At 71.7% G+C, this 24,749-nt stretch carries 23 protein-coding genes; 14 read left to right on the top strand and 9 right to left on the bottom strand.

Translation table 11 applies throughout. The annotated features are described in order from the left end of the window. Nucleotides 1–150 precede the first annotated feature (150 nt). Together ACWCQ1_RS12155 and ACWCQ1_RS12150 are read right to left on the bottom strand one after the other, a co-directional pair. Nucleotides 151–2,952: an AAA family ATPase gene (locus ACWCQ1_RS12155; protein ID WP_207929654.1), complete on the bottom strand. Its 2,802-nt coding sequence runs from the start codon at nucleotides 2,950–2,952 to the stop codon at nucleotides 151–153. Between the two features lie 161 nt (nucleotides 2,953–3,113). Further along, nucleotides 3,114–3,950 (bottom strand): helix-turn-helix transcriptional regulator, encoded by an 837-nt coding sequence (locus tag ACWCQ1_RS12150; protein WP_358596630.1) that lies wholly within the window; start codon nucleotides 3,948–3,950, stop codon nucleotides 3,114–3,116. Nucleotides 3,951–4,128: 178 nt separating this feature from the next. Here ACWCQ1_RS12150 and ACWCQ1_RS12145 point away from each other — a divergent pair, with 178 nt between their 5' ends. The 3 genes from ACWCQ1_RS12145 (at nucleotide 4,129) to gcl (ending at nucleotide 9,373) form a co-directional block, all read left to right on the top strand. Beyond that, on the top strand, nucleotides 4,129–5,802 hold the full coding sequence (locus ACWCQ1_RS12145; RefSeq protein WP_358596627.1) for an AMP-binding protein: 1,674 nt from the start codon (nucleotides 4,129–4,131) through the stop codon (nucleotides 5,800–5,802). Beyond that, nucleotides 5,799–7,391, top strand: a complete 1,593-nt coding sequence (locus tag ACWCQ1_RS12140; RefSeq protein WP_451026387.1) for an AMP-binding protein — start codon at nucleotides 5,799–5,801, stop codon at nucleotides 7,389–7,391. The genes ACWCQ1_RS12145 and ACWCQ1_RS12140 overlap by 4 nt, the downstream gene beginning before the upstream one ends. Before the next feature lie 197 nt (nucleotides 7,392–7,588). Further along, nucleotides 7,589–9,373, top strand: coding sequence for a glyoxylate carboligase (gcl, locus tag ACWCQ1_RS12135; RefSeq protein WP_451026386.1), 1,785 nt, complete (start codon nucleotides 7,589–7,591; stop codon nucleotides 9,371–9,373). A 207-nt stretch (nucleotides 9,374–9,580) separates the two neighbouring features. Here gcl and ACWCQ1_RS12130 read toward each other — a convergent pair whose 3' ends face one another. From ACWCQ1_RS12130 to ACWCQ1_RS12120, 3 genes are all read right to left on the bottom strand, one after another. Further along, the gene (locus ACWCQ1_RS12130) at nucleotides 9,581–9,820 is read right to left on the bottom strand and encodes a hypothetical protein (RefSeq protein ID WP_165954738.1); all 240 of its coding nucleotides are present in this window, start codon (nucleotides 9,818–9,820) and stop codon (nucleotides 9,581–9,583) included. 359 nt (nucleotides 9,821–10,179) lie between these two features. After that, nucleotides 10,180–11,070, bottom strand: a complete 891-nt coding sequence (locus ACWCQ1_RS12125; RefSeq protein WP_358596618.1) for a 2-hydroxy-3-oxopropionate reductase — start codon at nucleotides 11,068–11,070, stop codon at nucleotides 10,180–10,182. Between the two features lie 51 nt (nucleotides 11,071–11,121). Further along, entirely contained in the window at nucleotides 11,122–11,943 is an 822-nt protein-coding gene (locus tag ACWCQ1_RS12120; RefSeq protein ID WP_451026385.1) for a TIM barrel protein, read from the bottom strand. A gap of 132 nt (nucleotides 11,944–12,075) precedes the next feature. Between ACWCQ1_RS12120 and polX the strand changes: the two genes are divergently transcribed. The 9 genes from polX (at nucleotide 12,076) to ACWCQ1_RS12075 (ending at nucleotide 20,120) form a co-directional block, all read left to right on the top strand. Continuing rightward, nucleotides 12,076–13,818: a DNA polymerase/3'-5' exonuclease PolX gene (gene polX / locus ACWCQ1_RS12115; protein ID WP_451026384.1), complete on the top strand. Its 1,743-nt coding sequence runs from the start codon at nucleotides 12,076–12,078 to the stop codon at nucleotides 13,816–13,818. A 69-nt stretch (nucleotides 13,819–13,887) separates the two neighbouring features. Further along, nucleotides 13,888–14,139 carry a hypothetical protein gene (locus ACWCQ1_RS12110; protein WP_133041743.1) on the top strand — a complete coding sequence of 84 codons (252 nt, stop codon included), beginning with the start codon at nucleotides 13,888–13,890 and terminating at the stop codon, nucleotides 14,137–14,139. Further along, nucleotides 14,136–14,504 (top strand): helix-turn-helix domain-containing protein, encoded by a 369-nt coding sequence (locus ACWCQ1_RS12105; RefSeq protein WP_133041744.1) that lies wholly within the window; start codon nucleotides 14,136–14,138, stop codon nucleotides 14,502–14,504. The genes ACWCQ1_RS12110 and ACWCQ1_RS12105 overlap by 4 nt, the downstream gene beginning before the upstream one ends. Nucleotides 14,505–14,632: 128 nt before the next feature. Continuing rightward, nucleotides 14,633–15,145: a 2-oxo-4-hydroxy-4-carboxy-5-ureidoimidazoline decarboxylase gene (gene uraD, locus ACWCQ1_RS12100; RefSeq protein ID WP_358596609.1), complete on the top strand. Its 513-nt coding sequence runs from the start codon at nucleotides 14,633–14,635 to the stop codon at nucleotides 15,143–15,145. Between the two features lie 3 nt (nucleotides 15,146–15,148). Further along, entirely contained in the window at nucleotides 15,149–15,544 is a 396-nt protein-coding gene (gene uraH, locus ACWCQ1_RS12095) for a hydroxyisourate hydrolase (protein ID WP_358596606.1), read from the top strand. A 6-nt stretch (nucleotides 15,545–15,550) separates the two neighbouring features. Beyond that, entirely contained in the window at nucleotides 15,551–16,447 is an 897-nt protein-coding gene (gene pucL / locus ACWCQ1_RS12090; protein ID WP_133041747.1) for a factor-independent urate hydroxylase, read from the top strand. 10 nt (nucleotides 16,448–16,457) lie between these two features. Next, nucleotides 16,458–17,837, top strand: coding sequence for an 8-oxoguanine deaminase (locus ACWCQ1_RS12085; protein WP_133041748.1), 1,380 nt, complete (start codon nucleotides 16,458–16,460; stop codon nucleotides 17,835–17,837). Nucleotides 17,838–18,121: 284 nt separating this feature from the next. After that, the gene (locus ACWCQ1_RS12080; RefSeq protein ID WP_451026383.1) at nucleotides 18,122–19,507 is read left to right on the top strand and encodes a nucleobase:cation symporter-2 family protein; all 1,386 of its coding nucleotides are present in this window, start codon (nucleotides 18,122–18,124) and stop codon (nucleotides 19,505–19,507) included. Next, nucleotides 19,500–20,120: a TMEM175 family protein gene (locus ACWCQ1_RS12075; RefSeq protein ID WP_358596599.1), complete on the top strand. Its 621-nt coding sequence runs from the start codon at nucleotides 19,500–19,502 to the stop codon at nucleotides 20,118–20,120. The genes ACWCQ1_RS12080 and ACWCQ1_RS12075 overlap by 8 nt, the downstream gene beginning before the upstream one ends. A 177-nt stretch (nucleotides 20,121–20,297) precedes the next feature. Here ACWCQ1_RS12075 and ACWCQ1_RS12070 read toward each other — a convergent pair whose 3' ends face one another. After that, nucleotides 20,298–21,725, bottom strand: a complete 1,428-nt coding sequence (locus ACWCQ1_RS12070; RefSeq protein ID WP_451026382.1) for an MFS transporter — start codon at nucleotides 21,723–21,725, stop codon at nucleotides 20,298–20,300. 110 nt (nucleotides 21,726–21,835) lie between these two features. Here ACWCQ1_RS12070 and ACWCQ1_RS12065 point away from each other — a divergent pair, with 110 nt between their 5' ends. Further along, nucleotides 21,836–22,237, top strand: a complete 402-nt coding sequence (locus tag ACWCQ1_RS12065; protein WP_451026381.1) for a winged helix-turn-helix transcriptional regulator — start codon at nucleotides 21,836–21,838, stop codon at nucleotides 22,235–22,237. 66 nt (nucleotides 22,238–22,303) lie between these two features. Continuing rightward, the gene (locus ACWCQ1_RS12060; RefSeq protein ID WP_358596590.1) at nucleotides 22,304–22,882 is read left to right on the top strand and encodes a GNAT family N-acetyltransferase; all 579 of its coding nucleotides are present in this window, start codon (nucleotides 22,304–22,306) and stop codon (nucleotides 22,880–22,882) included. Between the two features lie 6 nt (nucleotides 22,883–22,888). Here ACWCQ1_RS12060 and ACWCQ1_RS12055 read toward each other — a convergent pair whose 3' ends face one another. From ACWCQ1_RS12055 to ACWCQ1_RS12045, 3 genes are all read right to left on the bottom strand, one after another. Next, nucleotides 22,889–23,311, bottom strand: a complete 423-nt coding sequence (locus ACWCQ1_RS12055; RefSeq protein ID WP_133041752.1) for an acyl-CoA thioesterase — start codon at nucleotides 23,309–23,311, stop codon at nucleotides 22,889–22,891. 65 nt (nucleotides 23,312–23,376) lie between these two features. Next, nucleotides 23,377–24,000: a hypothetical protein gene (locus ACWCQ1_RS12050; RefSeq protein ID WP_451026380.1), complete on the bottom strand. Its 624-nt coding sequence runs from the start codon at nucleotides 23,998–24,000 to the stop codon at nucleotides 23,377–23,379. Nucleotides 24,001–24,120: 120 nt separating this feature from the next. Then, nucleotides 24,121–24,720 carry a histidine phosphatase family protein gene (locus ACWCQ1_RS12045; protein WP_451026379.1) on the bottom strand — a complete coding sequence of 200 codons (600 nt, stop codon included), beginning with the start codon at nucleotides 24,718–24,720 and terminating at the stop codon, nucleotides 24,121–24,123. Between the last annotated feature and the right edge of the window lie 29 nt (nucleotides 24,721–24,749).

The following is a 24,749-nucleotide window of genomic DNA, read 5'->3' as shown; positions in this document are numbered from 1 at the left end:
ACGGGGGTCGCGGGACCGACCCCCGTATGCCCGGGCGAGCGGCATGCCCTTACGCTAGGACCCGGCGCACCCTCACCCCAATGAGGGAACCCCCTAGGGGAGTTGGGCAGGGAAAACCCTCGGTCGACCCCTAGTAAACCCGGACAAACCTCACTTCGTACGGCGCCCCGCCGCCAGTCGGACGATATCCACCCGAGAGCGGATGCCGAGCTTGCGGTAGACCCGGGTGAGGGTCGCCTCGACCGTCTTGACGCTGATGAACAGACGCGCGGCGATCTCGCGGTTGGTCGCGCCCTCCATGACGAGCGCGGCGACCTGACGCTCCATCGAGGCGAGGCCCTCCAGGCCCTCTGACGCGGCGACGGGCGGATTCGGTTCCACCGGGTTCGCCGCGGCCGCCGCCTCCACCTGCCGCAGCCACGGCAGCGCCCGGCACCGACGGAAGAGCCGGGCCGCCTCGTCGTACGACGTGGGTCCCGCGCGGCGGGTGCGCAAGGAGGCCAGCGCGAAGGCGGCCCGTGCCTCCTCCAGGCCGTATCCCAGCTTGGCGAGCCGGTCCTGAGCCTGGGTCAGCTGGGCGAGCGCGGCCTCGTGTTCGCCGCGCGCGGCCCGCACCAGGGCCTCGGCCCGGTCCAGGACCGCCAGGACGCTCTCCCGGCCGAGCCGCAGCGCGTGCTCGCGCGCCCCGGCGACCAGTTCGCGCGCCTCGTCCACCTCGCCGATGCGCACCAGGGCCTCGGCGAGGTCGCCGTGCCAGCGGCCGCGGGCCGGGTCGGTGATGCCGAGCCCGTGCTCCAGCTCCCGCACCCGGCGCAGCGAACGCACCGCGCCCTCGGCGTCCTCGGCGACCAGCTGCGCGTGCCCGAGCGCGGTCAGCCCCCGGGAGACGTACATCTGGTCGCCCGCCTGCTCGGCCTGATCCAGGGCCTCGCGGGCCAGGGCCAGCGCACGGTCGGCGTCGCCGCCTGAGGCCTCGGCGAGGGAGTTGAGCACCGCGGAGGGGATCTCGCCGATGCCGGAGTCGCGGGCCAGCCGCATGCTCTCCCGGGCCAGGTCCAGGGCGCGTCCGCAGTGCCCGGAGCGCAGCTCGGTCTCGGCGAGCATGCGAACGAAATGCACCTCGCTCTCGACCATGCCGCGTTGCCGTGCCCGGCGCAGCAGCGCGGTGACGGTGGAGCGGGCCTCGGGCACCTGGTCGCTCATGACCAGCCAGCGGAAGCGGGCGGAGCCCGCGCCGTTGTGGTGGCTGGCGACCTGTGGGTCCTGGGGTTCCTTCATGGCGCGCTGGATGGTGGCGGGCGCGTCCGGATGGCCCATCAGGGTCTCGGTCTCGCCCTGGAAGGCGAGCGCGAGCAGTTCGGTGCGCCGGTCCCCGGCCCGCGCGGCCAGCTCCGCCGCGTGCGCCGCCTCCTCCCGGCCGGTGGCGAAGTCGCCCTCCACGACCAGTCCCCGCCAGGCCAGCTGGTAGTGGACCAGGGCGAGCAGCCCGGGGTCGGAGCCGGCGTCGGCGAGCGCCTGCGGGTAGACGGTGTCGACGTCGCCGAGCGCCTGCCCGGCCGACTCGATCACCACCATCCAGGCCCGTACCCGGTCGGCGGGCGCGGTGGCCCGGGTCAGCACGTCCCGCGCGATGTCCCGGGCGAGATCCACCTCGCCGGCGATGATCGCGTCCTCGGCGGCCTGCAGCCTGCGCTCGTCCGGGCCGGGATCGCCGTCGGCCGGGGTGTGCCGGGCGGCCAGCAGACCCAGTGAGGCGGCCGCGGAGGGGGCGCCGCGGTCCCGGGCCAGCGCGGCGGCCTCCGCGAGCCGGGCCGCCGCCTCGGGGTCCGCGCCGGTGGTCGCGAGCGCGAGATGCCGGGCCCGCTCGATCGGGTCCGAGGCCGCCGTCGACAGCGCGGCGTGCGCGGCCCGCCGCTCCTGCGCCGGCGCCTCCGCGTACAGCGCGGCGGAGATCAGCGGGTGCGCGAACCGTACGGCGGGACCCTCGGGCTCCGTCGCCAGCAGTCCCAGCTCGGCCGCCTGGGCGGTCTCGGCCTCGGCGTTCTCCCGGCCGGCCGCGTGCAGCAGCGCCAGGGTGGGGCGGGCGCCGGCGCTGGCCACCAGGAGGGTGCGGCGGGCGTCGTCGGAGAGCATCTCCAGACGGCTGAGGACCAGCGCGCGCAGTGAGGTGGGCACCGGCAGCGGCTCGCCCGGCCGGGGCGGGGTGGGGTTCTCCGCCAGGGCGCGGCCCAGTTCGAGCGCGAAGAGCGGGTTGCCGCCGCTGGTGCGGTGGATGTCGCGGACCGTGGAGCGGGGCAGGCCGGTGTAGCCGCGGTGGTCGAGCAGGGCGGAGACCTGGGTGCGGGAGAGGGCGCCGAGCCGCACGGCGAGGGTGTCCGGCGGCGAGGCGCGCAGGAAGCGGTCGTACTCCTGGCCCTCGGTGCGCACCGCGCACAGCATCCGCACCGGGGTGTCGCCGAGGCGGCGGGCGGCGAAGCCGAGGAGTTCGGCGCTGGCGGAGTCCAGCCACTGCAGGTCGTCGGCGACGATCAGGACGGGTCCCTCGGCGGCCAGGGTGCGCAGGGCGGAGAGCACGGCCAGCCGCAGGGCGAGGCCGTCGCGCTGGAGGGTGGACTCGCCGCGGCCGGTGAGCGCCGACTCCAGCGCCGTGCGCTGGGCGGGCGGCAGTGCGTCGGAGACCTTGTCGAGGACCAGGCCGAGCAGGTCCGCGAGGGCCAGGAAGGGGAGATGGGATTCGGACTCGGTCGCCGAGCAGCGCAACACGGTCGTGGCCGCTGTCCCATATTCGGATGCCAATGCCCGCAGGACGGTCGACTTTCCTATTCCGGCGGGGCCGTGAAGCAGCACACTGCCGCCGCGGGCGAGCTGCTCGCGCGCCGCGCCGAACGGCTCCTCCCTGCCGATGACCAGGTCGGGGCGGCTTCTGGCAGGCTCCTTGAAGTCCCGTCGCACGGTTACCGCTCCCCTCCGGGTGTCGTGTCCGGACCAAATTCTAGGCAACGTCTCTTTGAAATTCGGACGGACCTGGTGGTGAGGGACATAACAAGGGTGCAGCATACGGAAATTCAAAGCATCGCGTAATGAATACCGCTTGTCGAGACGGTTGCCGCGGGCTACGGCAGCAGTCCCGCCCGGCGGGCCGCCGCGACCGCCTCCCCCCGGGTGTGCGCCCCCAGCTTGCGCATCGCCGAGCGCAGATAGCTCTTCACCGTCTCCGGCCGCAGCCCCAGCCGCTCGGACGCCACGGCGTTCGTCACCCCGGCCGCGAGACAGGCGAGGACGTCCAGCTCACGGGGGGCGAGCCGGACCTCCGGCCCGGACGTCTCCGACGTCAGCAGCGCGCACGCCTCCAGCAGCTCCTCCCGCAGCACCGGGTCCGCGATCCGCGGGGCCAGGGCGCGCAACGCCGCGTGAGCCTCCCGGACCTGCTCCCAGGCCGCGCTCGGGGGCGGGTCGGCGGCGGGCGGCGCACCGACGGCCGCCGCGACGAGCTCGCGCACCTCCTCCCGCACGACCAGCGTCTGCTCCACGTCCCGGGCCGCCTCCATCGCCGCGTCCAGCGTGCGGTCGCCGAGCGGCTGGGCCGTGCGCAGGGCGCCGTACAGCACACCGCGCACCCGGCGCCGCACCACCACCGGGACCGCCAGCACCGAGCGCAGGCCCTCGGCGGCGACGGGGACGTCGTACTCGTGGCTGATCTGCCGCGACGAGGAGTAGTCCGTCACGGCGCAGGGGCGCGCGAGGGCGACCGCCCGGCCGCCGAGGCCGTTGCCGGAACTCACCGGCAGGCCGCTCAGCGCGCTCGTGGCGGCGCCGCTGAGTTCGCTGATGCGCACATGCCGGCGCCCGGGCTCCACCAGCCCGCCGAAGGCGACCGGGAGTCCGGTCGTGCGCCGCAGCCGCACCAGCGCGTTCCGTATCTCGACCGCCCCGCCCGCCTCCGCCGTCACCCGCTCGCCCTTTCTGTGCGGCGCACACCCCCGTACGGGGGTAGTGAGACCTGCATCACGGATTACACGATGGCAGAGAGCCGCCCGGCAATGGTCCGGTCAGAGGGAGTGAGCCGTAGGGGCCTCGACATCGGTGGAGCGCCCCGAAGGGGAACGACCGGAGAAAGAGAGGAACACGATGACGACGGCCACGGAGGAGTTCCGGAGGGCGCGGGACTTCCTGCTCGCGCACCGTGAGGATTACGCGAAGGCATACGAGGGGTTCGGCTGGCCCCGGCCCGAGCGCTTCAACTGGGCGCTCGACTGGTTCGACGTCATCGCCGACGGCAACGACCGGCCCGCCCTGCACATCGTCGAGGAGGACGGCACCGAGGTCCGGCTCTCCTTCGCGGAGATGTCCGACCGCTCGGACCGGGTGGCCACCTGGCTGCGCGACCGCGGAGTCGCCGCCGAGGACCGCGTCCTCGTCATGCTCGGCAACCAGGCCGAGTTGTGGGAGACGGCCCTCGCCGCGATGAAGCTGCGGGCCGTGGTCATCCCGGCCACCCCGCTGCTCGGCCCCGCCGACCTGCGCGACCGCGTGGACCGGGGCCGGGTCAAGCACGTGATCGTACGGGCCGAGGACACCGCCAAGTTCGACGACGTGCCCGGCGCCTACACCCGCATCTCCGTCGGCGGACTGCCCGAGGAGGGCTGGGAGCCGTACGAGGACGCGTACGCCGCCCCGGCCGGGTTCCTGCCCGACGGGCCCACCCTCGCCGACGACCCGCTGATGCTGTACTTCACCTCGGGCACCACCGCCCGCCCCAAGCTGGTCGAGCACACCCACACCTCGTACCCGATCGGGCATCTGGCCACCATGTACTGGATCGGCCTCAGGCCCGGGGACGTGCATCTCAACATCTCCTCGCCCGGCTGGGCCAAGCACGCCTGGTCCAACCTGTTCGCCCCGTGGAACGCGGAGGCGACCGTCTTCATCCACAACTACACGCGCTTCGACCCGGCCCGGCTGATGGCCGAGATGGACCGCGCGGGCGTCACCACCTTCTGCGCCCCGCCGACCGTGTGGCGCATGCTCATCCAGGCCGACCTCACCCAGCTGCGCACCCGGCCGCGCGAGGTCGTGGCCGCGGGGGAGCCGCTGAACCCCGAGGTCATCGAGCAGGTCCGGCGCTCGTGGGGCGTCACCGTCCGGGACGGCTTCGGGCAGACCGAGACGGCCGTGCAGGTCGCCAACAGCCCCGGCCAGCGGCTGAAGACCGGTTCGATGGGCCGGCCGAGCCCGGGCTACCAGGTCGAACTCCTGGACCCGGTGACCGGCGCGCCCGGTGCCACGGAGGGCGAGATCGCCCTGGACCTGTCCGCCCGGCCCGTCGGCCTGATGACCGGCTACCACGGCGACCCGGACCGCACGGCCGAGGCGATGGCCGGCGGCTACTACCGCACCGGTGACGTCGCCTCGCGCGACGAGGAGGGATACCTCACCTACATCGGCCGCAGCGACGACGTCTTCAAGGCCTCCGACTACAAGATCAGCCCCTTCGAGCTGGAGAGCGCGCTGCTGGAGCACGAGGCGGTGGCCGAGGCGGCCGTCGTGCCCGCCCCCGACGAGCTGCGCCTGGCCGTGCCCAAGGCGTATGTCGTGCTCGCCGAGGGCTGGCAGCCGGGCCCCGACACCGCGAAGGTGCTCTTCGAGCACTCCCGCGAGGTCCTCGCCCCCTACAAGCGCATCCGCCGTCTGGAGTTCGCGCCCCTGCCCAAGACCGTCTCCGGCAAGATCCGCCGCATCGAGCTGCGCGAGGCCACCGCGGCCGGGTCGGACGCCGAGTACCGCGAGGAGGACTTCCGGTGACCGCGCAGCTGTCGTACACGCACGGGACGGGAACCACCGCCCTGCTCGGTGACACCATCGGGGCCAACCTGGACCGGGCGGTGGCGAAGTGGCCGGACCGCGAGGCGCTGGTGGACGTGCCCTCCGGGCGGCGCTGGACCTACGCCGAATTCGCCGCCGACGTGGACGAGTTGGCGCGGGCCCTGGTGGCGAGCGGGGTCGTCAAGGGCGACCGGGTGGGCATCTGGGCGGTCAACTGCCCCGAGTGGGTGCTGGTCCAGTACGCCACCGCCCGCGTCGGCGCGGTCATGGTGAACATCAACCCCGCCTACCGGACGCACGAGGTGGAGTTCGTCCTGGGCCAGTCCGGTGTCTCACTGCTGTTCGCCTCGATCAGCCACAAGAGCAGCGACTACCGGGCGATGGTCGAGGAAGTGCGGGGCAGGTGCCCGCAGTTGCGGGAGACGGTCTACATCGGCGACCCGAGCTGGGACGCGTTCCGGCGGCGGGCGGCCGGCGAGGCCGCGTACGCGGAACTGTCCTGCGACGACCCCATCAACATCCAGTACACCTCGGGGACGACCGGCTTCCCGAAGGGGGCCACCCTCTCCCACCACAACATCCTCAACAACGGCTATTTCGTGGGCGAGTTGATCGCCTACACCGAGGAGGACCGGATCTGCATCCCGGTGCCCTTCTACCACTGCTTCGGCATGGTGATGGGCAACCTGGCCGCCACCTCGCACGGCGCCTGCATGGTCATCCCCGCCCCGTCCTTCGACCCGAGGGCGACCCTGGAGGCGGTTCAGCGGGAGCGCTGCACCTCCCTCTACGGCGTCCCGACCATGTTCATCGCGGAGCTGAACCTCCCCGACTTCGCGGGCTACGACCTCACCTCCCTGCGCACCGGCATCATGGCGGGCTCGCCCTGCCCGGTGGAGGTGATGAAGCGGGTGGTCGCCGAGATGCACATGGAGCAGGTCTCCATCTGCTACGGCATGACGGAGACGTCACCGGTCTCGCTGCAGACCAGGATGGACGACGACCTGGAACACCGCACGGGCACGGTCGGCCGCGTCCTGCCGCACATCGAGGTGAAGATCGTCGACCCGGCGACGGGCGTGACCAGGCCCCGTGGCACCGCGGGCGAGTTGTGCACCCGCGGCTACAGCGTGATGCTCGGCTACTGGAACGAGCCCGAGAAGACCGCCGAGGCCGTCGACCCCGGCCGCTGGATGCACACCGGCGACCTGGCGACGATGCGCGAGGACGGCTACGTCGAGATCGTCGGCCGCATCAAGGACATGGTCATCCGGGGCGGCGAGAACATCTACCCGCGCGAGATCGAGGAGTTCCTCTACGGCCACCCGAAGATCCAGGACGTCCAGGTCGTCGGCGTGCCGCACGAGACGTACGGCGAGGAGGTCCTGGCCTGCGTCATCCCCCGCGACCCCGCCGACCCGCCGACGCTCGAGGAGGTACGCGCCTTCTGCGAGGGCCGGCTGGCGCACTACAAGGTGCCCAGCAGGCTGCAGATCCTGGACTCCTTCCCGATGACGGTGTCGGGGAAGGTGCGGAAGGTGGAGCTGCGGGAGAAGTACGGCGTCTGAGGACGTCTTCCGAGGGGCGCCGCCGGGACCCGGGCCCCGGCGGCGCCCCTTTCGCCTGCCCCGGCCCTCTCTTGACGGCCCTCCCGCACCCACCTACATTGCTTCCAGATAGTAGAAGTTACTTTCCGCTATACGGAAGAAGCTCACCGCAGGGCGCGACGGGAGTGCGAATCCGACAGCCGAGGCAGGAGTACTCGATGGCACGTATGACCGCTGCCCGTGCGGCAGTTGAGATCCTCAAGCGCGAGGGCGTCAGCGACGCGTTCGGGGTGCCGGGCGCGGCGATCAACCCCTTCTACGCGGCTCTCAAGGCCTCCGGCGGCATCACCCACACCCTCGCCCGCCATGTCGAGGGTGCCTCCCACATGGCCGAGGGCTACACGAGGACCCGCCCGGGCAACATCGGCGTCTGCGTCGGCACGTCCGGTCCGGCCGGCACCGACATGATCACCGGGCTCTACTCGGCCATCGGCGACTCCGTGCCGATCCTGTGCGTCACCGGCCAGGCGCCGACCGCCGTGATCCACAAGGAGGACTTCCAGGCCGTCGACATCGCCTCGATCGCGCGGCCGGTCACGAAGATGGCGGTCACCGTGCTGGAGGCCGCGCAGGTCCCGGGCGTCTTCCAGCAGGCCTTCCACCTCATGCGCTCCGGCCGCCCCGGGCCGGTCCTGATCGACCTGCCGATCGACGTGCAGCTCACGGAGATCGAGTTCGACCCGGAGACGTACGAGCCGCTCCCGGTCTACAGGCCGGCCGCCACCCGCGCCCAGATCGAGAAGGCGATCGGCCTGCTGAACGCCTCCGAGCGCCCGCTGATCGTGGCAGGCGGCGGGGTGATCACCGCGGACGCCTGCGAACTGCTCGTCGAGTTCGCCGAGTTGACCGGAACCCCGGTCGTGCCGACGCTGATGGGCTGGGGCGCGCTGCCCGACGACCACGAGCTGAACGCGGGCATGGTCGGCCTGCAGACCTCGCACCGCTACGGCAACGCGACCTTCCTGGAGTCCGACTTCGTCCTCGGCATCGGCAACCGCTGGGCCAACCGCCACACCGGCAGGCTGGACGTCTACACGGCAGGCCGCACCTTCGTGCACGTCGACGTCGAGCCGACGCAGATCGGCAGGATCTTCGCGCCCGACTACGGCATCGCCTCCGACGCCAGGGCCGCGCTGGAGAAGTTCGTCGAGGTGGCACGGGAGTTGAGGGCGGCGGGCATGCTGCCGGACCGGAGCGCCTGGGCCGCCGCGGCCCAGGAGAGGAAGGCGACCCTCCAGCGCCGTACGCACTTCGACGACGTCCCGATCAAGCCGCAGCGCGTCTACGAGGAGATGAACAAGGCCTTCGGCCCGGACACCCGGTACGTCTCCACGATCGGCCTCTCCCAGATCGCCGGCGCCCAGATGCTCCACGTCTACAGGCCCTGCCACTGGATCAACTGCGGCCAGGCGGGCCCCCTGGGCTGGACGATCCCGGCGGCGCTCGGGGTGGCCAAGGCCGACCCGGAGACGCCCGTCGTGGCCCTCTCCGGCGACTACGACTTCCAGTTCATGATCGAGGAGCTGGCGGTCGGGGCGCAGCACCGGATCCCGTACGTCCATGTCCTGGTGAACAACTCCTATCTGGGCCTGATCCGTCAGGCGCAGCGGGCGTTCGACATCGACTTCCAGGTGAAGCTGGAGTTCGAGAACGTCAACTCGCCCGAACTGGGCGTCTACGGCGTCGACCACGTCAAGGTCGCCGAGGGCCTGGGCTGCAAGGCGATCCGGGTGACCGACCCGGCGGAGCTGGGCGCGGCCTTCGAGCAGGCCAAGAAGCTCGCCCGGGAGTACCAGGTCCCCGTGGTGGTCGAGGCGATACTGGAGCGGGTCACCAACATCTCCATGTCCACCACCAACGACATCGGCGACGTCGTCGAGTTCGAGGAGATCGCGACCGAGCCGGGGCACGCGCCGACCTCGATCAGGACGCTGCAGGTCTGAGGCGTCCGCGGAGACGGCGAAGGGCGGCTCATCCCAGCGGGGTGAGCCGCCCTTCGCGGTGTCCGGGGCCCGCCGCCCCCGTGTCGGCGGGTCCCAGGCTTCGTGAATATGCCCTCGGGGACGGGCGGTTGAAGCCTGTTGACCCGTGTTCAGAGCTGGATTTGAGGTTTGCGTAGACGTCCTACGTCCCCGGGTGTACGTGCGCGGTCACGTCAGTTCGTGGTGTTCGGACAGCCCCGGCCAGTCCTCGGGGCCGCCGCCCTGCCACTCGATGAGCTCGCTTCCCTCGACGTCCGTGACGTAGAGGTCGGCCAGCCGCAGGATCTCGGACACGTCGTCCACGTGCGTGGCGATGCCGAGCGTCCTGTCGCCCTCCGTGACCCGCCGTGAGCCGTCCAGGGCCGGCGCGTGGACCACGACATGCGGATGCTCCGTCGGATGTGCCATGCCTTCAGACTCCTGCGGAAGCGAGGGCTCCGCACCCGGAACGGCGAGAGGCGCCGGATGCGGATCGTTCCGCATCCGGCGCCTCTCGGGTGGCCGGGACCGCGGTGGCCGCGACGGGGCCGGGGGCTCCTTCCCTCAGGTCGTAGAAGGAGGTTCCGGTCCCTTCACCACCGCACTGGCTCGCACACCGCCGCGGTCCTCGCCGCGCCCGCGCCGCCGGCCGGCCACCCCTCGTCCGGGCCGTCCGACGGTCGCGGGCCGTCCGTGATTCTCCTGATGTGCGTGGGTTTCCGGTCCGCGGCGGCGCCTGGGCGCGACAGGACTGATGTCGGCGCCGCCGCGGACCGGAAGTCGGGGGGTCAGACCTGGGGACCGGAGAGGCGCTCCACGCCCCGCAGCAGGGCCGAGTGGTCCAGGCCGCCGTCGCCCTGGGCCCGCAGGCTCGCGACGAGTTGGGCGACCACGGCACCGACCGGGAGCGCGGCGCCGACGGTGCGGGCCGCGTCCGTGACGATGCCCATGTCCTTGTGGTGCAGGTCGATCCGGAAGCCCGGCCTGAAGTCGCGGCCGAGGAAGTTGTCCTTCTTCCGCGCCAGCACGGTCGACCCGGCGAGGCCGCCGCCGAGGACGTCCAGCGCGGCCCCCAGGTCCACGCCGGACTTCTCCAGGAAGACCACGGCCTCCGCGCACGCCTGGATGTTCACGGCGACGATCAGCTGGTTGGCGGCCTTCACCGTCTGGCCCGAGCCGTGCGGACCGCACAGCACGATGGTCTTCCCCAGCGCCTCGAAGACCGGCTTCGCCTCGTCGAAGTCCGCCTGTTCGCCGCCGACCATGATGGACAGCACGGCCTCCACGGCGCCGGCCTCACCGCCGGAGACGGGGGCGTCGAGCACGCGGACGCCCTTGTCGCGGGCGGCCTTCGCGAGGTCGACGGAGGTCTGCGGGGTGATCGAGGACATGTCGATCAGCAGGGCGCCGGGGCGGGCGTTGTCCAGGATGCCGTCGGGGCCGTACGACACGGCCTCGACCTGCGGTGACGCGGGCACCATCGTGATGATCACGTCGGCCCCGCGGACGGCCTCGGCGACGGAGTGCGCCGCGGTGCCGCCGGCCGCCGTCAGGCGGTCCAGCTTGTCCTGCTCCAGGGTGAAGCCGGTGACGTCGTAACCCGCCTTGATCAGGTTCTCGGACATCGGGGAGCCCATGATGCCGAGGCCTATCCAGGCGATCTTGGGGAGGTTGCTCATGCGGGTGCCTCTCAGTGCGGGGGTCGGCGGCGGGGGGCCGGCGACAGGGGATCAGCGGGGCAGCCAGTCGAAGGTCTCGGCGCTCGGACGGTCGCCCGGCTTGTACTCGAGGCCCACCCAGCCGTCGTAGCCGGCCTTCCTCAACCGGCCGAGGAGGTCCTCCAGCGGCAGCGAACCCGTTCCGGGCGCACCGCGGCCGGGGTTGTCGGCGATCTGGACGTGGCCGGTCCGTGCGGCGAACTCCTCGATCACCGCCGGCAGGTCCTCGCCGTTCATGGACAGGTGGTAGAGGTCCATCAGGAAGCGCGCGTTGTCCAGGCCCGTCGCCCGGTTCACCTTGTCGACGACCCCGACCGCGGCCGGGGCAGACACCAGCGGATACAGCGGCGACTCGGGCTTGTTGAGCGCCTCGATCAGCAGGATCGCGCCGATCCGGTCGGCCGCCCGGGCCGCGAGGACCAGGTTCTCGAGCGCCAGCGCGTCCTGCTCGGCGGGGTCGACGCCGTCGACGCGGTTGCCGTAGAGGGCGTTGAGCGCCGTGGCGCCGAGTGAGTGGGCGAAGTCGGCGGCCACGTCGATGTTGGCGCGGAACCGCTCCGACTCCTCGCCCGGGACCGACAGCGCGCCGCGGTCGGGGCCGGGCAGCCGGCCGGCGTAGAAGTTCAGACCGATGAGCCGGACGCCGGCGTCCTCGATCGCCTTCCGCAGGGCGTCCAGCTCGGACCGCTCGGGCGTCGGGGTCTCGACCCAGGGCCACCACAGCTCCACGGCGGTGAAGCCGGCCGCGGCGGCGGCCGCGGGGCGCTGAAGCAGCGGGAGCTCCGTGAAGAGGACCGACAGGTTGACGTTGAAGCGCTGGTCTGCGAATCCCATGCGGGTCGGCGCCCCTTCCGTGTCGCGATGGTTCTGTGTTCCGTACGGTCTATATTCCGTATTGCGGAATTGTAATTCTGCTTAATGGAAGACTGCATGTGCCGGTGTGGGGCTGTCAAGTACTCTGAGGTGGTGGCCCGGTCCAACGACGAGGTCGCCGCGCTGCTCCAGGAGTACGCCGACCTCATCTCGATCACCGGCGGAGACGCGTTCAGGGCACGCGTCTACGAGAAGGCGGCGCGCGCGGTCGGCGGCCACCACGCCGACGTCTCCACCCTCGACCTCAAGGGCCTGCAGGAGATCCCGAACGTCGGGAAGTCCATCGCCCAGAAGGTCCTCGAGTACTTCGAGACCGGCGGCGTCTCGGCGGTGGAGGAGCTGCGGGCGAAGATCCCCGCCGGGGTACGCCGGCTGACGGCCATCCCCACGCTCGGCCCCAAGAAGGCCCTGACGGTCTACGAGGAACTCGGCATCTCCTCGGTCGAGGACCTCGCCGAGGCCATCCACCAGGAGCGGCTGCGCGACCTCAAGGGCTTCGGACCGAAGACCGAGGAGAACATCCTGCACGGCATCGAGCTGCTGCGGTCCTCCGGCGGGCGCGTCCAGCTCGACGTCGCCATGGGCCTGGCGGAGGACGTCGTCGGCGCGCTCACCGAGGTGCCGGGCTGCGAACGGTGCGCCTACGCCGGCTCGCTGCGGCGGGTGCGCGAGACCATCGGCGACATCGACATCCTCGCCGCCTCCACGAAGCCGGCGCCGCTCATGCGGGCGTTCACCGGGCTGCCGTACGTCACCGAGGTGATCGGTACGGGCGAGAAGAAGACGTCCGTGCGCACCACCAAGGGCCTGAACGTCGATCTGCGCGTGGTCCCGCCCGACTCCTGGGGGGCGGCGCTGCAGTACTTCACCGGCTCCAAGGCGCACAACATCCGCACCCGTGAGCGGGCCGTCCACCACAAGCTGAAGCTCTCCGAGTACGGCCTCTTCGACGTCGAGACCGGCGAGAAGATCGTCTCCGAGACCGAGGAGGAGGTGTACGCCCGCCTCGGACTGCCCTGGATCCCGCCGACCCTGCGCGAGGACCGCGGCGAGATCGAGGCCGGGCTGCGCGACGAACTGCCCGCTCTCATCGCCGAGTCCGACCTCCGCGGCGACCTGCACACCCACACCGACCTCACCGACGGACTCGCCCCGCTCGAGGAGATGGCCGAGGCGGCCGCCGCGCGCGGCTACGCCTACTACGCGATCACCGACCACGCGCCCGACATGGCCATGCAGCGCATGACCGACGAGCGGATGCTGGCCCAGCGGGCCCGGGTGCGCGAACTCGACGGCACCTACCCGACCCGGGGCCGGCGCGGCGGACTGCGCCTGCTGCACGGCACCGAGCTGAACATCGGCCCCGACGGCGAGGTGGACTGGCCGGACGACTTCCTCGCCGGGTTCGACCTGTGCGTGGCGTCCGTCCACTCGCACTTCAACCAGGGCCGCGACGCCCTGACCCGGCGTCTCGTCCGGGCCTGCGAGAACCCGTACGTGAACATCATCGGCCACCCCACGACCCGGATCCTCGGCAAGCGCCCCGGCATCGACGCCGACCTCGACGCGGTCTTCGCCGCCTGCGCCCGCACCGGCACCGCCCTGGAGATCAACGCCCACCCGGACCGTCTCGACCTGCGCGACGAGGACATCCTGCGGGCCCGCCGCCACGGGGTGAGGTTCGCCGTGAACAGCGACGCCCACGCCGTCCCCCACCTCGCCAACATGCGCTACGGCATCGGCACGGCCCAGCGCGGCTGGCTCACCCCGACCGACGTGATCAACACCTGGCCCGAACGCCACCTGCGAACGTTCCTGCGCAAGGGGCGGGGGTGACGGTGAGCAGGCCGTCTCCGTCGGTGGGAGGGGTGCCCGGAGGCCCGTACCGGGCGTTAGGTTGAGCGCGTGCGATTGAGAGTGGAGTTCACGACCGAGCCCTTCGATCTCGACGAGGCGCCCGCGCACGCGCTGGTCGCCCGTGAGGTCATCGAGGGGGCCGAGCTGGACGCGGTGGACGTCGGCCCCTTCGGCAACACGGCGGAGGGCGGTGCCGACGCCGTCCTGACGGCCCTGGACGCCCTGCTGCGCAAGACCCTGGAGGCCGGCGCCACCCGGATCACGCTGCAGGTCAACGTCATCGGGGAGGGCGGCGCGTGACCGGCACCGGGGACGAGCCGTTCATCACGGCCGTGAAACCGCTGGTCGACGCCATGGGCGGGGAGATGCTCCCGCCGGACGAGGCCGGCCCCGACGACGTCGTACTCGCCTGGGAGGGCGCCGACGTCGTCGCCATACGCCTCCCGCAGCTCGCGGACTCCCTCGATCACATCCTGGCCGCCATGGAGCGCAAGCAGGGCAAACCCCTGGCCGAGCTGGACCGCAAGGCCAAGCAGGAGGTCGTACGGATGCTCGAGGCGCGCGGCGCCTTCTCCGTACGGCACGGCGTGGAGACCGTCGCCGGCGCGCTCGGCGTCAGCCGGTTCACGGTCTACAACTACCTCAACCGTGAGAAGGAGAGCTGAGCGGGGCTGGGTGCGCCGGGTTTCGTCACCCAGAATTTTCAACAAAGTGTTGACGTGGTGTCGCGTGGGGGCGTTAGCTGACGGCACCCGCTGAAGCACGACGGCCGTTCGCGGCCACGGAGGCTCCCGTGACGTCGACATCCACGCCCCCGGGCCTGGCCCGGTTCAACGCCCTGGAGGAGCGGGCGGCCCACGCCGCGCTCCACGAGGCGTGCGCCTCCACGGCATGGGTACGGCGCCTGCTCGCCACCCGCCCCTACGCCACCGCCGAGGACCTCTACGCCGCCAGCGACGCAGCCATGACGGAGCTGAGCACGGCGGACCTTGAGGAGGCGATGGCCGGGCACCCGCCGATCGGCCGCCCCAAGGAGGGCGATCCGGCCTCGGCCCGGGAGCAGCGCGGCATGGCCGGCGCCTCCGAGCAGCTCAAGGCGGAGATGCTCGAACTGAACCTGGCCTACCAGGACCGGTTCGGCCATGTCTTCCTCATCTGTGCCACCGGCCGAAGCGCCGAGGAGATGCGCGACGCGCTCAAGGAGCGGATCGGCAACGCGCCGGAACAGGAACGCGAGATCGTCCGCACCGAGCTGGGGAAGATCAACCGTATCCGCCTCGCCCGGCTCGTCGAAGAGGAAGCCTGAACCATGAGCACCGGCACCACCGCCTCCGTGTCCACGCACATCCTGGACACCAGCGTCGGCCGCCCCGCCCGGGGTGTCGCCGTCCACCTCTCCGTCCGTAGGGACAGGGGCGCGGACTGGCAGGCACTCGGCGGTTCGGCGACCGACGGCGACGGCCGGTGCAAGGACCTCCCGGACCTGCCGGAGGGGACGACCCACGTACGGCTCGACTTCGCCGTCGAACCGTATTTCGAGAACAAGCAAGCCGATGCGCAGCAGGACGCCCCCGCGAATCGGGACAGCGGTACCGGCGTGTTCTTCCCGGAAGTGGCGATCACGTTCGCCGTCGTGCCGGGCGAGCACTACCACGTACCGCTGCTGCTCAACCCGTTCGGCTACTCCGTATACCGAGGGAGCTAGCTACAGATGCCCACCATTCTGGGACAGAACCAGTACGGCAAGGCCGAGAACCGAGTCGTCAAGATCACGCGGGACGGCGCCACCCACCACATCAAGGACCTCAACGTCTCGGTGTCGCTCTCCGGCGACATGGACGAGGTCCACTACTCCGGCTCCAACGCCAACGTCCTGCCGACCGACACCACCAAGAACACGGTGTACGCGTTCGCCAAGGAGCACGGCATCGATTCCGCCGAGCAGTTCGGCATCCACCTCGCCCGGCACTTCGTCACCTCGCAGGAGCCGATCCACCGGGCCCGCATCCGCATCGAGGAGTACGCCTGGGAGCGGATCGAGGTACCGGGGGAGGCCAAGCACTCCTTCGTGCGCAAGGGCCAGGAGACCCGGCTCGCGCAGATCACCTATGACGGCTCGGCGTGGGAGGTCGTCTCCGGCCTCAAGGACCTCACCGTCCTGAACTCCACCGACTCCGAGTTCTGGGGCTACGTCAAGGACAAGTACACCACCCTGCCGGAGGCGTACGACCGCATCCTCGCCACCGAGGTCTCCGGCCGCTGGCGGTTCAACTGGACCGACGACGCCCGGCCGGCGCCCGACTGGGACGAGTCCTACGAGCAGGCCAGGAAGCACATGCTGCAGGCCTTCGCCGAGACGTACTCCCTCTCGCTGCAGCAGACCCTGTACGCCATGGGCACGCGGATCATCGACCACCGCGACGAGATCGACGAGGTGCGTTTCTCGCTCCCGAACAAGCACCACTTCCTGGTGGACCTGGAGCCGTTCGGGCTCAAGAACGACAACGAGGTCTACTTCGCCGCCGACCGCCCCTATGGCCTGATAGAGGCCACCGTCCTGCGCGACGGCCGCGAGGCGAAGATCCCGGCGGACCTCACCAATCTCTGAAGGACGAACCATGGCAGCAGCCCAGCGCACCGTCATCGAGAACTGTTCGATCGCGACGGTCGACGCCGACGACACCGAGTACGCCTCCGGCCACCTCGTCATCGCCGGCAACCGCATCGAGTCGCTCGGCGCGGGCCGGGCGCCCGAGGGCCTGGAGAACGTCGTACGCCGTATCGACGCCTCCGGTCATCTGGTGACGCCCGGACTGGTCAACACCCACCACCACTTCTACCAGTGGATCACCCGGGGCCTGGCCACCGACCACAACCTCTTCAACTGGCTGGTCGCCCTCTATCCGACCTGGGCGCGCATCGACGAGCCGATGGTGTACGCGGCCGCACAGGGATCCCTGGCGATGATGGCCCGCGGCGGTGTCACCACCGCCATGGACCACCACTACGTCCACCCGCACGGCTCCGGCGACCTCTCCGGCGCCATCGTCCGCGCGGCCCGCGAGACGGGCGTCCGCTTCACCCTCGCCCGTGGCTCCATGGACCGCAGCGAGAAGGACGGCGGCCTGCCCCCGGACTTCGCGGTCGAGACGCTCGAGGGCGCCCTCGCCGCGACCGAGCAGACCGTCAAGGAGCACCACGACTCCTCCTTCGACGCCATGACCCAGGTGGCCGTGGCACCGTGTTCCCCCTTCTCCGTCTCGACCGAACTCCTGCGGGAGGGCGCCGAGTTGGCGCGCCGGCTGGGTGTGCGGCTGCACACCCACGGCTCGGAGACCGTCGAGGAGGAGAAGTTCTGCCACGAGTTGTTCGGCATGGGCCCGACCGACTACTTCGAGTCCACCGGCTGGCTCGGTGAGGACGTGTGGATGGCGCACTGCGTCCACATGAACGACTCCGACATCGCCGCCTTCGCCCGGACGGGGACCGGCGTCGCCCACTGTCCCTCGTCGAACGCCCGTCTCGCCGCCGGGATCGCCCGCGTCCCCGACATGCTCGCGGCCGGCGTCCCGGTCGGCCTCGGCGTCGACGGCACCGCCTCCAACGAGTCCGGCGAACTGCACACCGAACTGCGCAACGCCCTGCTCGTCAACCGTCTCGGCGCCCACCGGGAGGCTGCGCTGAACGCCCGCCAGGCACTGCGCCTGGGCACCTACGGCGGTGCCCAAGTGCTGGGCCGGGCAAGGGAGATCGGCTCACTGGAGCCGGGCAAGCTGGCCGACCTGGTGCTGTGGAGGCTGGACACCCTCGCCCACGCCTCCATCGCCGATCCGGTCACCGCCCTGGTCCTCGGCGCGGCGGCGCCGGTCACCGCGTCCTTCGTGAACGGCCGTCAGATCGTCGAGGAGGGACGTCTGTTGCACGTCGACGAGGACGCGATCGCCCGCTCCACCCGGGCCGAGGCGCAGCGGCTGGCGCGGATCACCGCGCAGGGCTGACCAGTTCGCGATTGTCCGCGTCGAGACCTCCAGTTCGAGATCTCCGGTCGAGGGGGACGGCCCTCGACCGGTGGCCGTGGACCCAGACCGGGTCCATGGCGGCCGTCTCCGGGGCGCGCATGGACGTGCGCGCCCCGGAACGGTTTCCGTGGCGCTGCCCATGTGCGCCCCGGAACGCTTCCGTTCCGCCCCCCGCAGGGGCTCTCACCGGTCCCGCACGACCGCGCACCACCTCCCTGAAACCCACGTCAGAGCCGACGTGTCACCCGCCCGGAGGAGCCGCCGTGACCGCCATCGACCCGCTCGACCTCGACGGGACCCATCCCGTCGACGAGAAACTCCCCGCCCTGAAGATGGCCACCACGGGTCTGCAGCACGTGGCCGCCATGTACGCGGGCGTCGTCGCCCCTCCGCTGATCGTGGGCGCGGCCATCGGCCTGTCCGGCAGCGAACTGACCTTCCTCACCGGTGCCTGTCTGTTCACCGCGGGCCTCGCCACCTTCCTGCAGACCCTCGGCGTCTGGCGGATCGGCGCCCGGCTGCCCTTCGTCAACGGCGTCACCTTCGCGGGCGTCGCCCCCATGACCGCCGTCGTCGCCTCCACCAAGGACAAGTCCGAGGCGCTGCCGGTCATCTTCGGCGCGGTGATGGTGGCGGGCCTGCTCGGATTCGTGGCGGCCCCCTTCTTCAGCAAGGCGGTCCGCTTCTTCCCGCCGGTCGTCACGGGCACGATGATCACCCTCATCGGCGTCTCCCTGCTCCCCGTCGCCTTCGGCTGGGCGCAGGGCCCCGACCCGGCCGCCGGTGACTACGGTTCGGCGAAGTACCTGGGCCTGGCCGCGGCGACGCTCCTGATCGTGCTGCTCCTCCGCCGCTTCACCCGCGGCTTCGTCAAGCAGATCGCCGTGCTGCTCGGCATGGTCGCCGGCACGCTCCTCGCGATCCCCTTCGGCCTCACGGACCTGGGCCCGGTGGCGCACGCCGACGTGATCGGCTTCCCCACCCCCTTCCACTTCGGCGCCCCGCGGTTCCAGCTCGCCGCGATCCTCTCCCTCTGCGTGGTGATGGTGGTCTCCATGACCGAATCGACCGCGGACATGCTGGCGTTGGGCGAGATCGTCGAACGTCCCGCCGACGAGCGGACGATCACGGCCGGCCTGCGCGCCGACACCCTCGGTTCGGCCCTCAGCCCGCTCTTCAACGGCTTCATGTGCAGCGCCTTCGCCCAGAACATCGGCCTGGTCGCGATGACCCGGATCCGCAGCCGTTACGTCGTCGCCACCGGCGGCGGCTTCCTGGTCCTGATGGGCCTGTGCCCGACGGCCGCCTCGCTCATCGCCGTCGTACCGCGCCCGGTGCTCGGCGGCGCGGGCGTCGTGCTGTTCGGCTCGGTCGCGGCCAGCGGCATCCAGACCCTGGTCAGGGCGGGCCTGGACCGGGACACCAACGTCCTGGTCGTCGCCGTCTCGCTCGCCGTCGGCATCATCCCGATCACCGCGCCGGGCTTCTACCACGCCTTCCCCGAGACCGCGCGGATCGTCCTGGACTCCGGCATCTCCACGGGGTGCGTGGCGGCGGTCGCGTTGAACCTGGTCTTCAACCACCTGGGCGGCGGCCGCGACACGCAGGAGGTGGTCCCGCCGATGGTGCACGCTGTCCCCCATGAATGAGTCCGGCCGTGTCGAGGCCTTCAGCGACGGTGTGTTCGCCATCGCCATCACCCTGCTCGTCCTGGAGATCAAGGTCCCCGAGGTCGGCGAACACGGCGGCCTGTGGCAGGCGTTGGGCGCGCAGTGGCCCTCGTACGCCGCATATGTGGTGAGCTTCCTGGTCATCGGCATCATGTGGATCAACCACCATCAGCTGTTCAGCTACGTCGCCCATGTCGACCGCACGCTGATGTTCCTGAACCTGCTGGTGCTGATGGTGGTGGCCGCGGTGCCCTGGCCGACGGCGGTCCTCGCGGAGTATCTGCGCGAGGACGCGGCCTCGCATGTCGCCGCGGCCGTCTACAGCCTGGTCATGGTGGTGATGGCGCTGACCTTCCAGGCCCTGTGGTGGCATCTCACCCGCACCGGGCACCTCTTCGACTCCCGCGTCGACGTCCCGGCCGCCCGGGCGACCCGCGCCCGCTTCGCCCTCGGCACCCTCGCCTACCCCGTCACGGTGGGCCTGGCCTTCGTCTCGGCCCCCCTGACCCTGGCCGCCCACGGCCTGATCGCCCTGTACTACGCCTTCAACCAGGTCCCGGTCCCGACCCGGGAGGACCCGGCCACGCCATGACGCCGGCCGCCAGTTCCGCCTGCTCGATCACGGTGAGCCCGTCGGCGGCCCGGGTACCGGCGTGCGCGGCGGGCGGCTGGGCCGGCCTGCGCGCACCTGTCGGGGATGGGCGGAGGACCACAAGTCGGCGTCCTTGCAGCGAGGTTGAGACCACCCGGCGGGGACCCGCAGGGCGGGTCAGTCCCGGCACCCTCGGAGGGCGGCTGCCGCCAGTGTCAGCGCCCCGCCGGCGATCACCGTCGCCACCCGGAAAGCCAGCCGGTACCCCTCCGCCGTGGCGGGTATCAGCTCCACTCTCCGGGCGAGCAGGCCGTCGGTGCGGGTCGCGGCCAGGGTGCTCAGAACCGCGAGGCCCAGTGAACCGCCCACGATCTGCGTGGTGTTGAACAGCCCGGATGCCAGCCCGGCGTCCTCCTCGCGTGCCCCCGCCATCGCGAGCCCGGTGAGCGGGGGCATCGCCGCGGCGAACCCGGCGGCCAGCACAAGCATCGGAGGCAGCACGTCGGTGAGGTACGAACCGTGCGCGGGCGCCCGGCTCAACAGGGCCATTCCGCCCGTGATCAGTACGAGTCCGGCCAGCAGTACGCGGTACGCCCCGAAGCGGCTGATCACCCGCGCGGACAGGCTCATCATCAGGAAGCCGATCGCGACGGGCGCCGGCAGAAAGGCGAAGCCGGTGGCCAGTTCGCCGTACCCCAGCACGCGTTGGATGTAGAGCGCGCCGATGAACTGGAAGCCGTACATCGTCGCGATCATCAATATCTGCACGGTGTTCGCGCCGGTGAGCAGACGGGAGCGGAACAGCCGGAGCCGCAGCAGGGGACGGTCGGTCCGTGCCTGGCGGACGGCGAACGCCCCGAAGAGGGCCAGGGCGAGCGCGGCCAGGAGCAGGGTCGCGGTGACGCCGTGGTCGACGGAGCCCACGATGACGTACACCGTGAGCATCAGCGCGCCGGTGACCAGCGCCGCCCCCGGGTAGTCGGCGCCGTCGCGGAGCCCGGAGCCGCGCTCGGGCTCCAGTACCCGCACGGCCGCGAGCAGGGCGACGACGCCGATCGGCAGGTTGATCAGGAAGATCCAGTGCCAGCTGAGGAGTTGGGTGAGCGCCCCGCCGAGGAACGTGCCCAGCGTCGCCCCCACCGAGCCGACGGCGCTGAACACCGCGATGGCACGCGCCTGTTCGCGCGGCTCGGGAAAGAGTGCCACCAGCATGCCGAGCACCACCGCCGACGCCATCGCCCCGCCCGCACCCTGCACAGCCCGCGCCGCGATCAGCAGGCCCTGGCTGTTCGCCGTCCCGCACAGCACGGAGGCCCCGGTGAAGACGGCCAGCCCGGCCACGAACATCCGCTTGCGGCCCAGCAGATCGCCCAGCCGTCCCACGAGCAGAAGCAGCCCGCCGAACGGGATCAGATACGCGTTCACCACCCAGGCCAGCCCCGCCCCGCTGAAACCGAGGTCGTTCTGGACGGCAGGCATCGCCACGGTGACGATGGAGCCGTCCAGGATCGTCATCAGCGCCCCGGCGCACAGGACGAGCAGGGACGACCAGCGGGAGTACCGCCGCACCGGCGCTCGCGTCGATGACTCGGTCAGGGTGGACATGACGGTGTGACCTCCACTTGGCCCACGGGCATGGGACGTGTCCTTGGTGCACGACTTGTAACGGGGTACATCGTGAGTGACCATGGGAGTCGGCGTAAGGAGGCAGTCGGATGTCCCGGAGGAACACCGGTGTTACCCCCCAGGTGGTGAACGCGCACGCGTGCCCGGTCCGGGAAGTTCTTGACAGGGTGGCCGGCAAGTGGAGCGTCCAGATCCTGGTGGCCGCCGCCCACGGCCCCATCCGCTTCACCGAGTTGGAGCGCGGTATCGAGGGCATCAGCCGCCGTATGCTCACCCTCACCCTGCGTAACCTGGAGCGTGACGGCCTGGTCACGCGCACCGTTCATCCGACGGTTCCGCCGAAGGTCGAGTACGAACTGACACCCGTCGCGCGGGAGTTGCACGAGACGCTGTTGCGCCTGACCGACTGGGCCGAACGCAACCGCGTCCACATCGCCGAGTCCCGCGCGAGCTACGACAGGGAACACTCGCCGGAGTCGGCCGACGCGTAGGCCCCCGGCGGTGAGCGGGAGCGGGCTGGGCCGATGGGACGTGCGCCCTCTGCATAGGGTCGGGGCATGCAGAAGATCGTGAGCCGGCTGACCGCCCCCGCCACGCCCTCGGCCCCGGCCCTGGTGCTGCGCCCCTGGCAGATGGCCGACGTACCTGCGTTGGTCGACCTGATCGGTGACGAGGCGATGCGGCGCTGGACGAGCTGGGACGTAGGGGACGAGGCCGGTGCCGTCCGCTGGGTCCGGGCCCAGCGGCGGGGCTGGGAGGCCGGTGACCGATTCGCCTTCGCCGTCGTGGAAGCGGCCGACGGCGAGGACGCCGAGGCTCCCGGCACCCCCGTCGGGCACGTGGTGCTCAAGCGGCCCGTCCCCGGTGCCGCCTCCGCCGAGGTCGGTTACTGGACCGCCGCCCGTGCCCGTGGCCGCGGGGTGGCGCCGCGGGCGGTGCGGGCGCTGACCGACTGGGCGTTCGAGGCGTTCGGCGGGGACGGGCTGGTCCGTCTCGAACTCCGGCATCAGGTCGACAACGCCGCCTCCTGCCGGGTCGCCGAGAAGTGCCGGTACGGACTGGGCGCGGTGCTGCCCGCCGCACCGCCCGTCTTCCCGCTCGACGGACATGTGCATGTGCGGACGCGGGAGAGCTGAGCCGGGTCAGAAGCCGAACAGGCCGGGGTCCGTCGCCAACTCCTCGAAGATCTTCCGGGGTTCGGGGACCAGCCGGCGCTGCTCCAGGTCCATCATTCCGCCGACCGCCGTGATCTCGGCCGCCACCGTGCCGTCCGCCTTGCGGATGGTCTGCTCGATGCGGAACGTCTTGCCCTCGGACCAGGCGAACGCGCACGTCACCTCGACCTCGTCGCCGGCGACCAGCTCCCGCCGGTAGCGGATGGTCGTCTCCAGGGCCACTGGGCCGACTCCTCTGCGGAGCAGCTCCGTCTGGCTGATCCCGGCCGCCCGCAGTAACGACCAGCGTGCGTGTTCCGCGTAGTTGAGATAGACGGCCTGGTTGAGGTGGCCCTGTACGTCGGTCTCGTACCCGCGCACAGTCACCGGGGCGGAAAACGGTTCGCTCACAGCTGCCTCTCCTCGTACGGCTCGCACCGTTGGACGACGTGACCGACCGATCTTGGCATGCCTTCCTAAGCGCGGCGAGGCGACGCCAGCAGATAACGGGCCCCCGCGCGTGGGTCGTTGTGCTCGCTGACCTGCCAGCCGGCCCGCTCCAGCGTCCCCGCGCAGGCCCGCAGGGACCCGGTGTCCGGCTCGTGCACGGCGACCGCCTCCGGCTGCGGGGTCGCCCGCACCCGGTATCCCGGTCCGTCCCCCATCGCGGGCCGGTGGCCCGCCGCCTCCAGGGCTAGCGCGGCGGCCTGCACCAGATGCGACCGTTCCCAGCCGCACGGCCGGTGCGTCGACCCGTCCCGGTTGGTCATCCGGCGCAGCTCCAGCAGCCCCTGCCAGGCGCTGTGCACCTCCCGCGTGCGGCCGGGCCCGTCGGCCGGAGACTCCTCGCCGCCGACCCGCGCCGCGAACACCCCGGTGGCGGGCGCCTCGGCCTCGACCGGCGCCGGGGGTTCCTCCGGCTCCCGTATCCGATGGCCGGCCGGGGTCAGGAAGTGGTCGTGCGGTGGCCGCGGGTGCCGGAAGGCGAGCCCGCGCTTCACCAGGGCCGCGAGCTGCGCCTCCGTCCCCCTCAGCCGCCCGGTGACGGGATCGGCGGCGTCGATGACACGCCGCTGCGCGGCGGTCGGCGGTCGTGTCACGGCGTGCTCCCTCCCGGCGCGGAACGTCCTCGACGGCCCCGCACCCGTCCCCACCTGGTGCGATCGGCCCATTCGAAGAGTACGACGCGGGACTGACAACGGCGTGCCTGCCGGGCGCCGCTACTGCGTCGGCCGGATGTTCCAGCCCGCGATCACCGGCCGCCCGTGCTCCGTCCCCAGCCGGCACAGTGTCCCGGTCGCCAGCTGGAACAGCGCCCCGCCCGACGGCGGCAGACCGAGCCGCCGGGCGGTCAGGACCCGCAGGACGTGCCCGTGCGCCACGAGCACCACGGCGCCCTCGGTGTCCTCGAGGGCCGCGTCCACCCTGGCCAGCACCCGGTCCGCGCGCGCCCCGACCTGCTCGGGTGTCTCCCCGGGGTGCTCCGGCGGCCCGGGCGCGACCCCGTCCGTGAACAGGAACCACCCGGGCCGCTCGCGCTGGATGGCGGGGGTCGTGACGCCCTCGTAGGCGCCGTAGTCCCACTCCCGCAGATCCGGGTCCACCCGCACGTCCCGCAGCCCGATCAGCTCGGCCGTGTCGCGGGCCCGCCGCAGGGGGCTGACGAAGGCGGCCGCGATGCGGTGCGGGCGGATCAGCGGCAGCAGTCGCCGCGCCTCCTCCCGCCCCCGCTCGGTCAGCGGAACGTCGCTCGACCCGGTGTGCCGTCCGGACCGCGACCACTCGGTCTCACCGTGCCGGACGAGGAAGACGTCACCCATGCGACCAGGCTAGGAGCCCGGCGCCGCGG

Source organism: Streptomyces sp. NPDC002144 (assembly GCF_053593695.1).
This window is presented reverse-complemented; position numbering and strand designations above follow the sequence as displayed.

Coding starts and splice junctions, on each gene's coding strand:
- ACWCQ1_RS12145 (WP_358596627.1), top strand. CDS start 4,129: ATGACGACGGCCACGGAGGAGTTCCGGAGGGCGCGGGACTTCCTGCTC.
- gcl (WP_451026386.1), top strand. CDS start 7,589: ATGGCACGTATGACCGCTGCCCGTGCGGCAGTTGAGATCCTCAAGCGC.
- ACWCQ1_RS12130 (WP_165954738.1), bottom strand. CDS start 9,820: ATGGCACATCCGACGGAGCATCCGCATGTCGTGGTCCACGCGCCGGCC.
- ACWCQ1_RS12125 (WP_358596618.1), bottom strand. CDS start 11,070: ATGAGCAACCTCCCCAAGATCGCCTGGATAGGCCTCGGCATCATGGGC.
- ACWCQ1_RS12120 (WP_451026385.1), bottom strand. CDS start 11,943: ATGGGATTCGCAGACCAGCGCTTCAACGTCAACCTGTCGGTCCTCTTC.
- uraH (WP_358596606.1), top strand. CDS start 15,149: ATGAGCACCGGCACCACCGCCTCCGTGTCCACGCACATCCTGGACACC.
- pucL (WP_133041747.1), top strand. CDS start 15,551: ATGCCCACCATTCTGGGACAGAACCAGTACGGCAAGGCCGAGAACCGA.
- ACWCQ1_RS12085 (WP_133041748.1), top strand. CDS start 16,458: ATGGCAGCAGCCCAGCGCACCGTCATCGAGAACTGTTCGATCGCGACG.
- ACWCQ1_RS12075 (WP_358596599.1), top strand. CDS start 19,500: ATGAATGAGTCCGGCCGTGTCGAGGCCTTCAGCGACGGTGTGTTCGCC.
- ACWCQ1_RS12070 (WP_451026382.1), bottom strand. CDS start 21,725: ATGTCCACCCTGACCGAGTCATCGACGCGAGCGCCGGTGCGGCGGTAC.
- ACWCQ1_RS12065 (WP_451026381.1), top strand. CDS start 21,836: ATGTCCCGGAGGAACACCGGTGTTACCCCCCAGGTGGTGAACGCGCAC.
- ACWCQ1_RS12060 (WP_358596590.1), top strand. CDS start 22,304: ATGCAGAAGATCGTGAGCCGGCTGACCGCCCCCGCCACGCCCTCGGCC.
- ACWCQ1_RS12045 (WP_451026379.1), bottom strand. CDS start 24,720: ATGGGTGACGTCTTCCTCGTCCGGCACGGTGAGACCGAGTGGTCGCGG.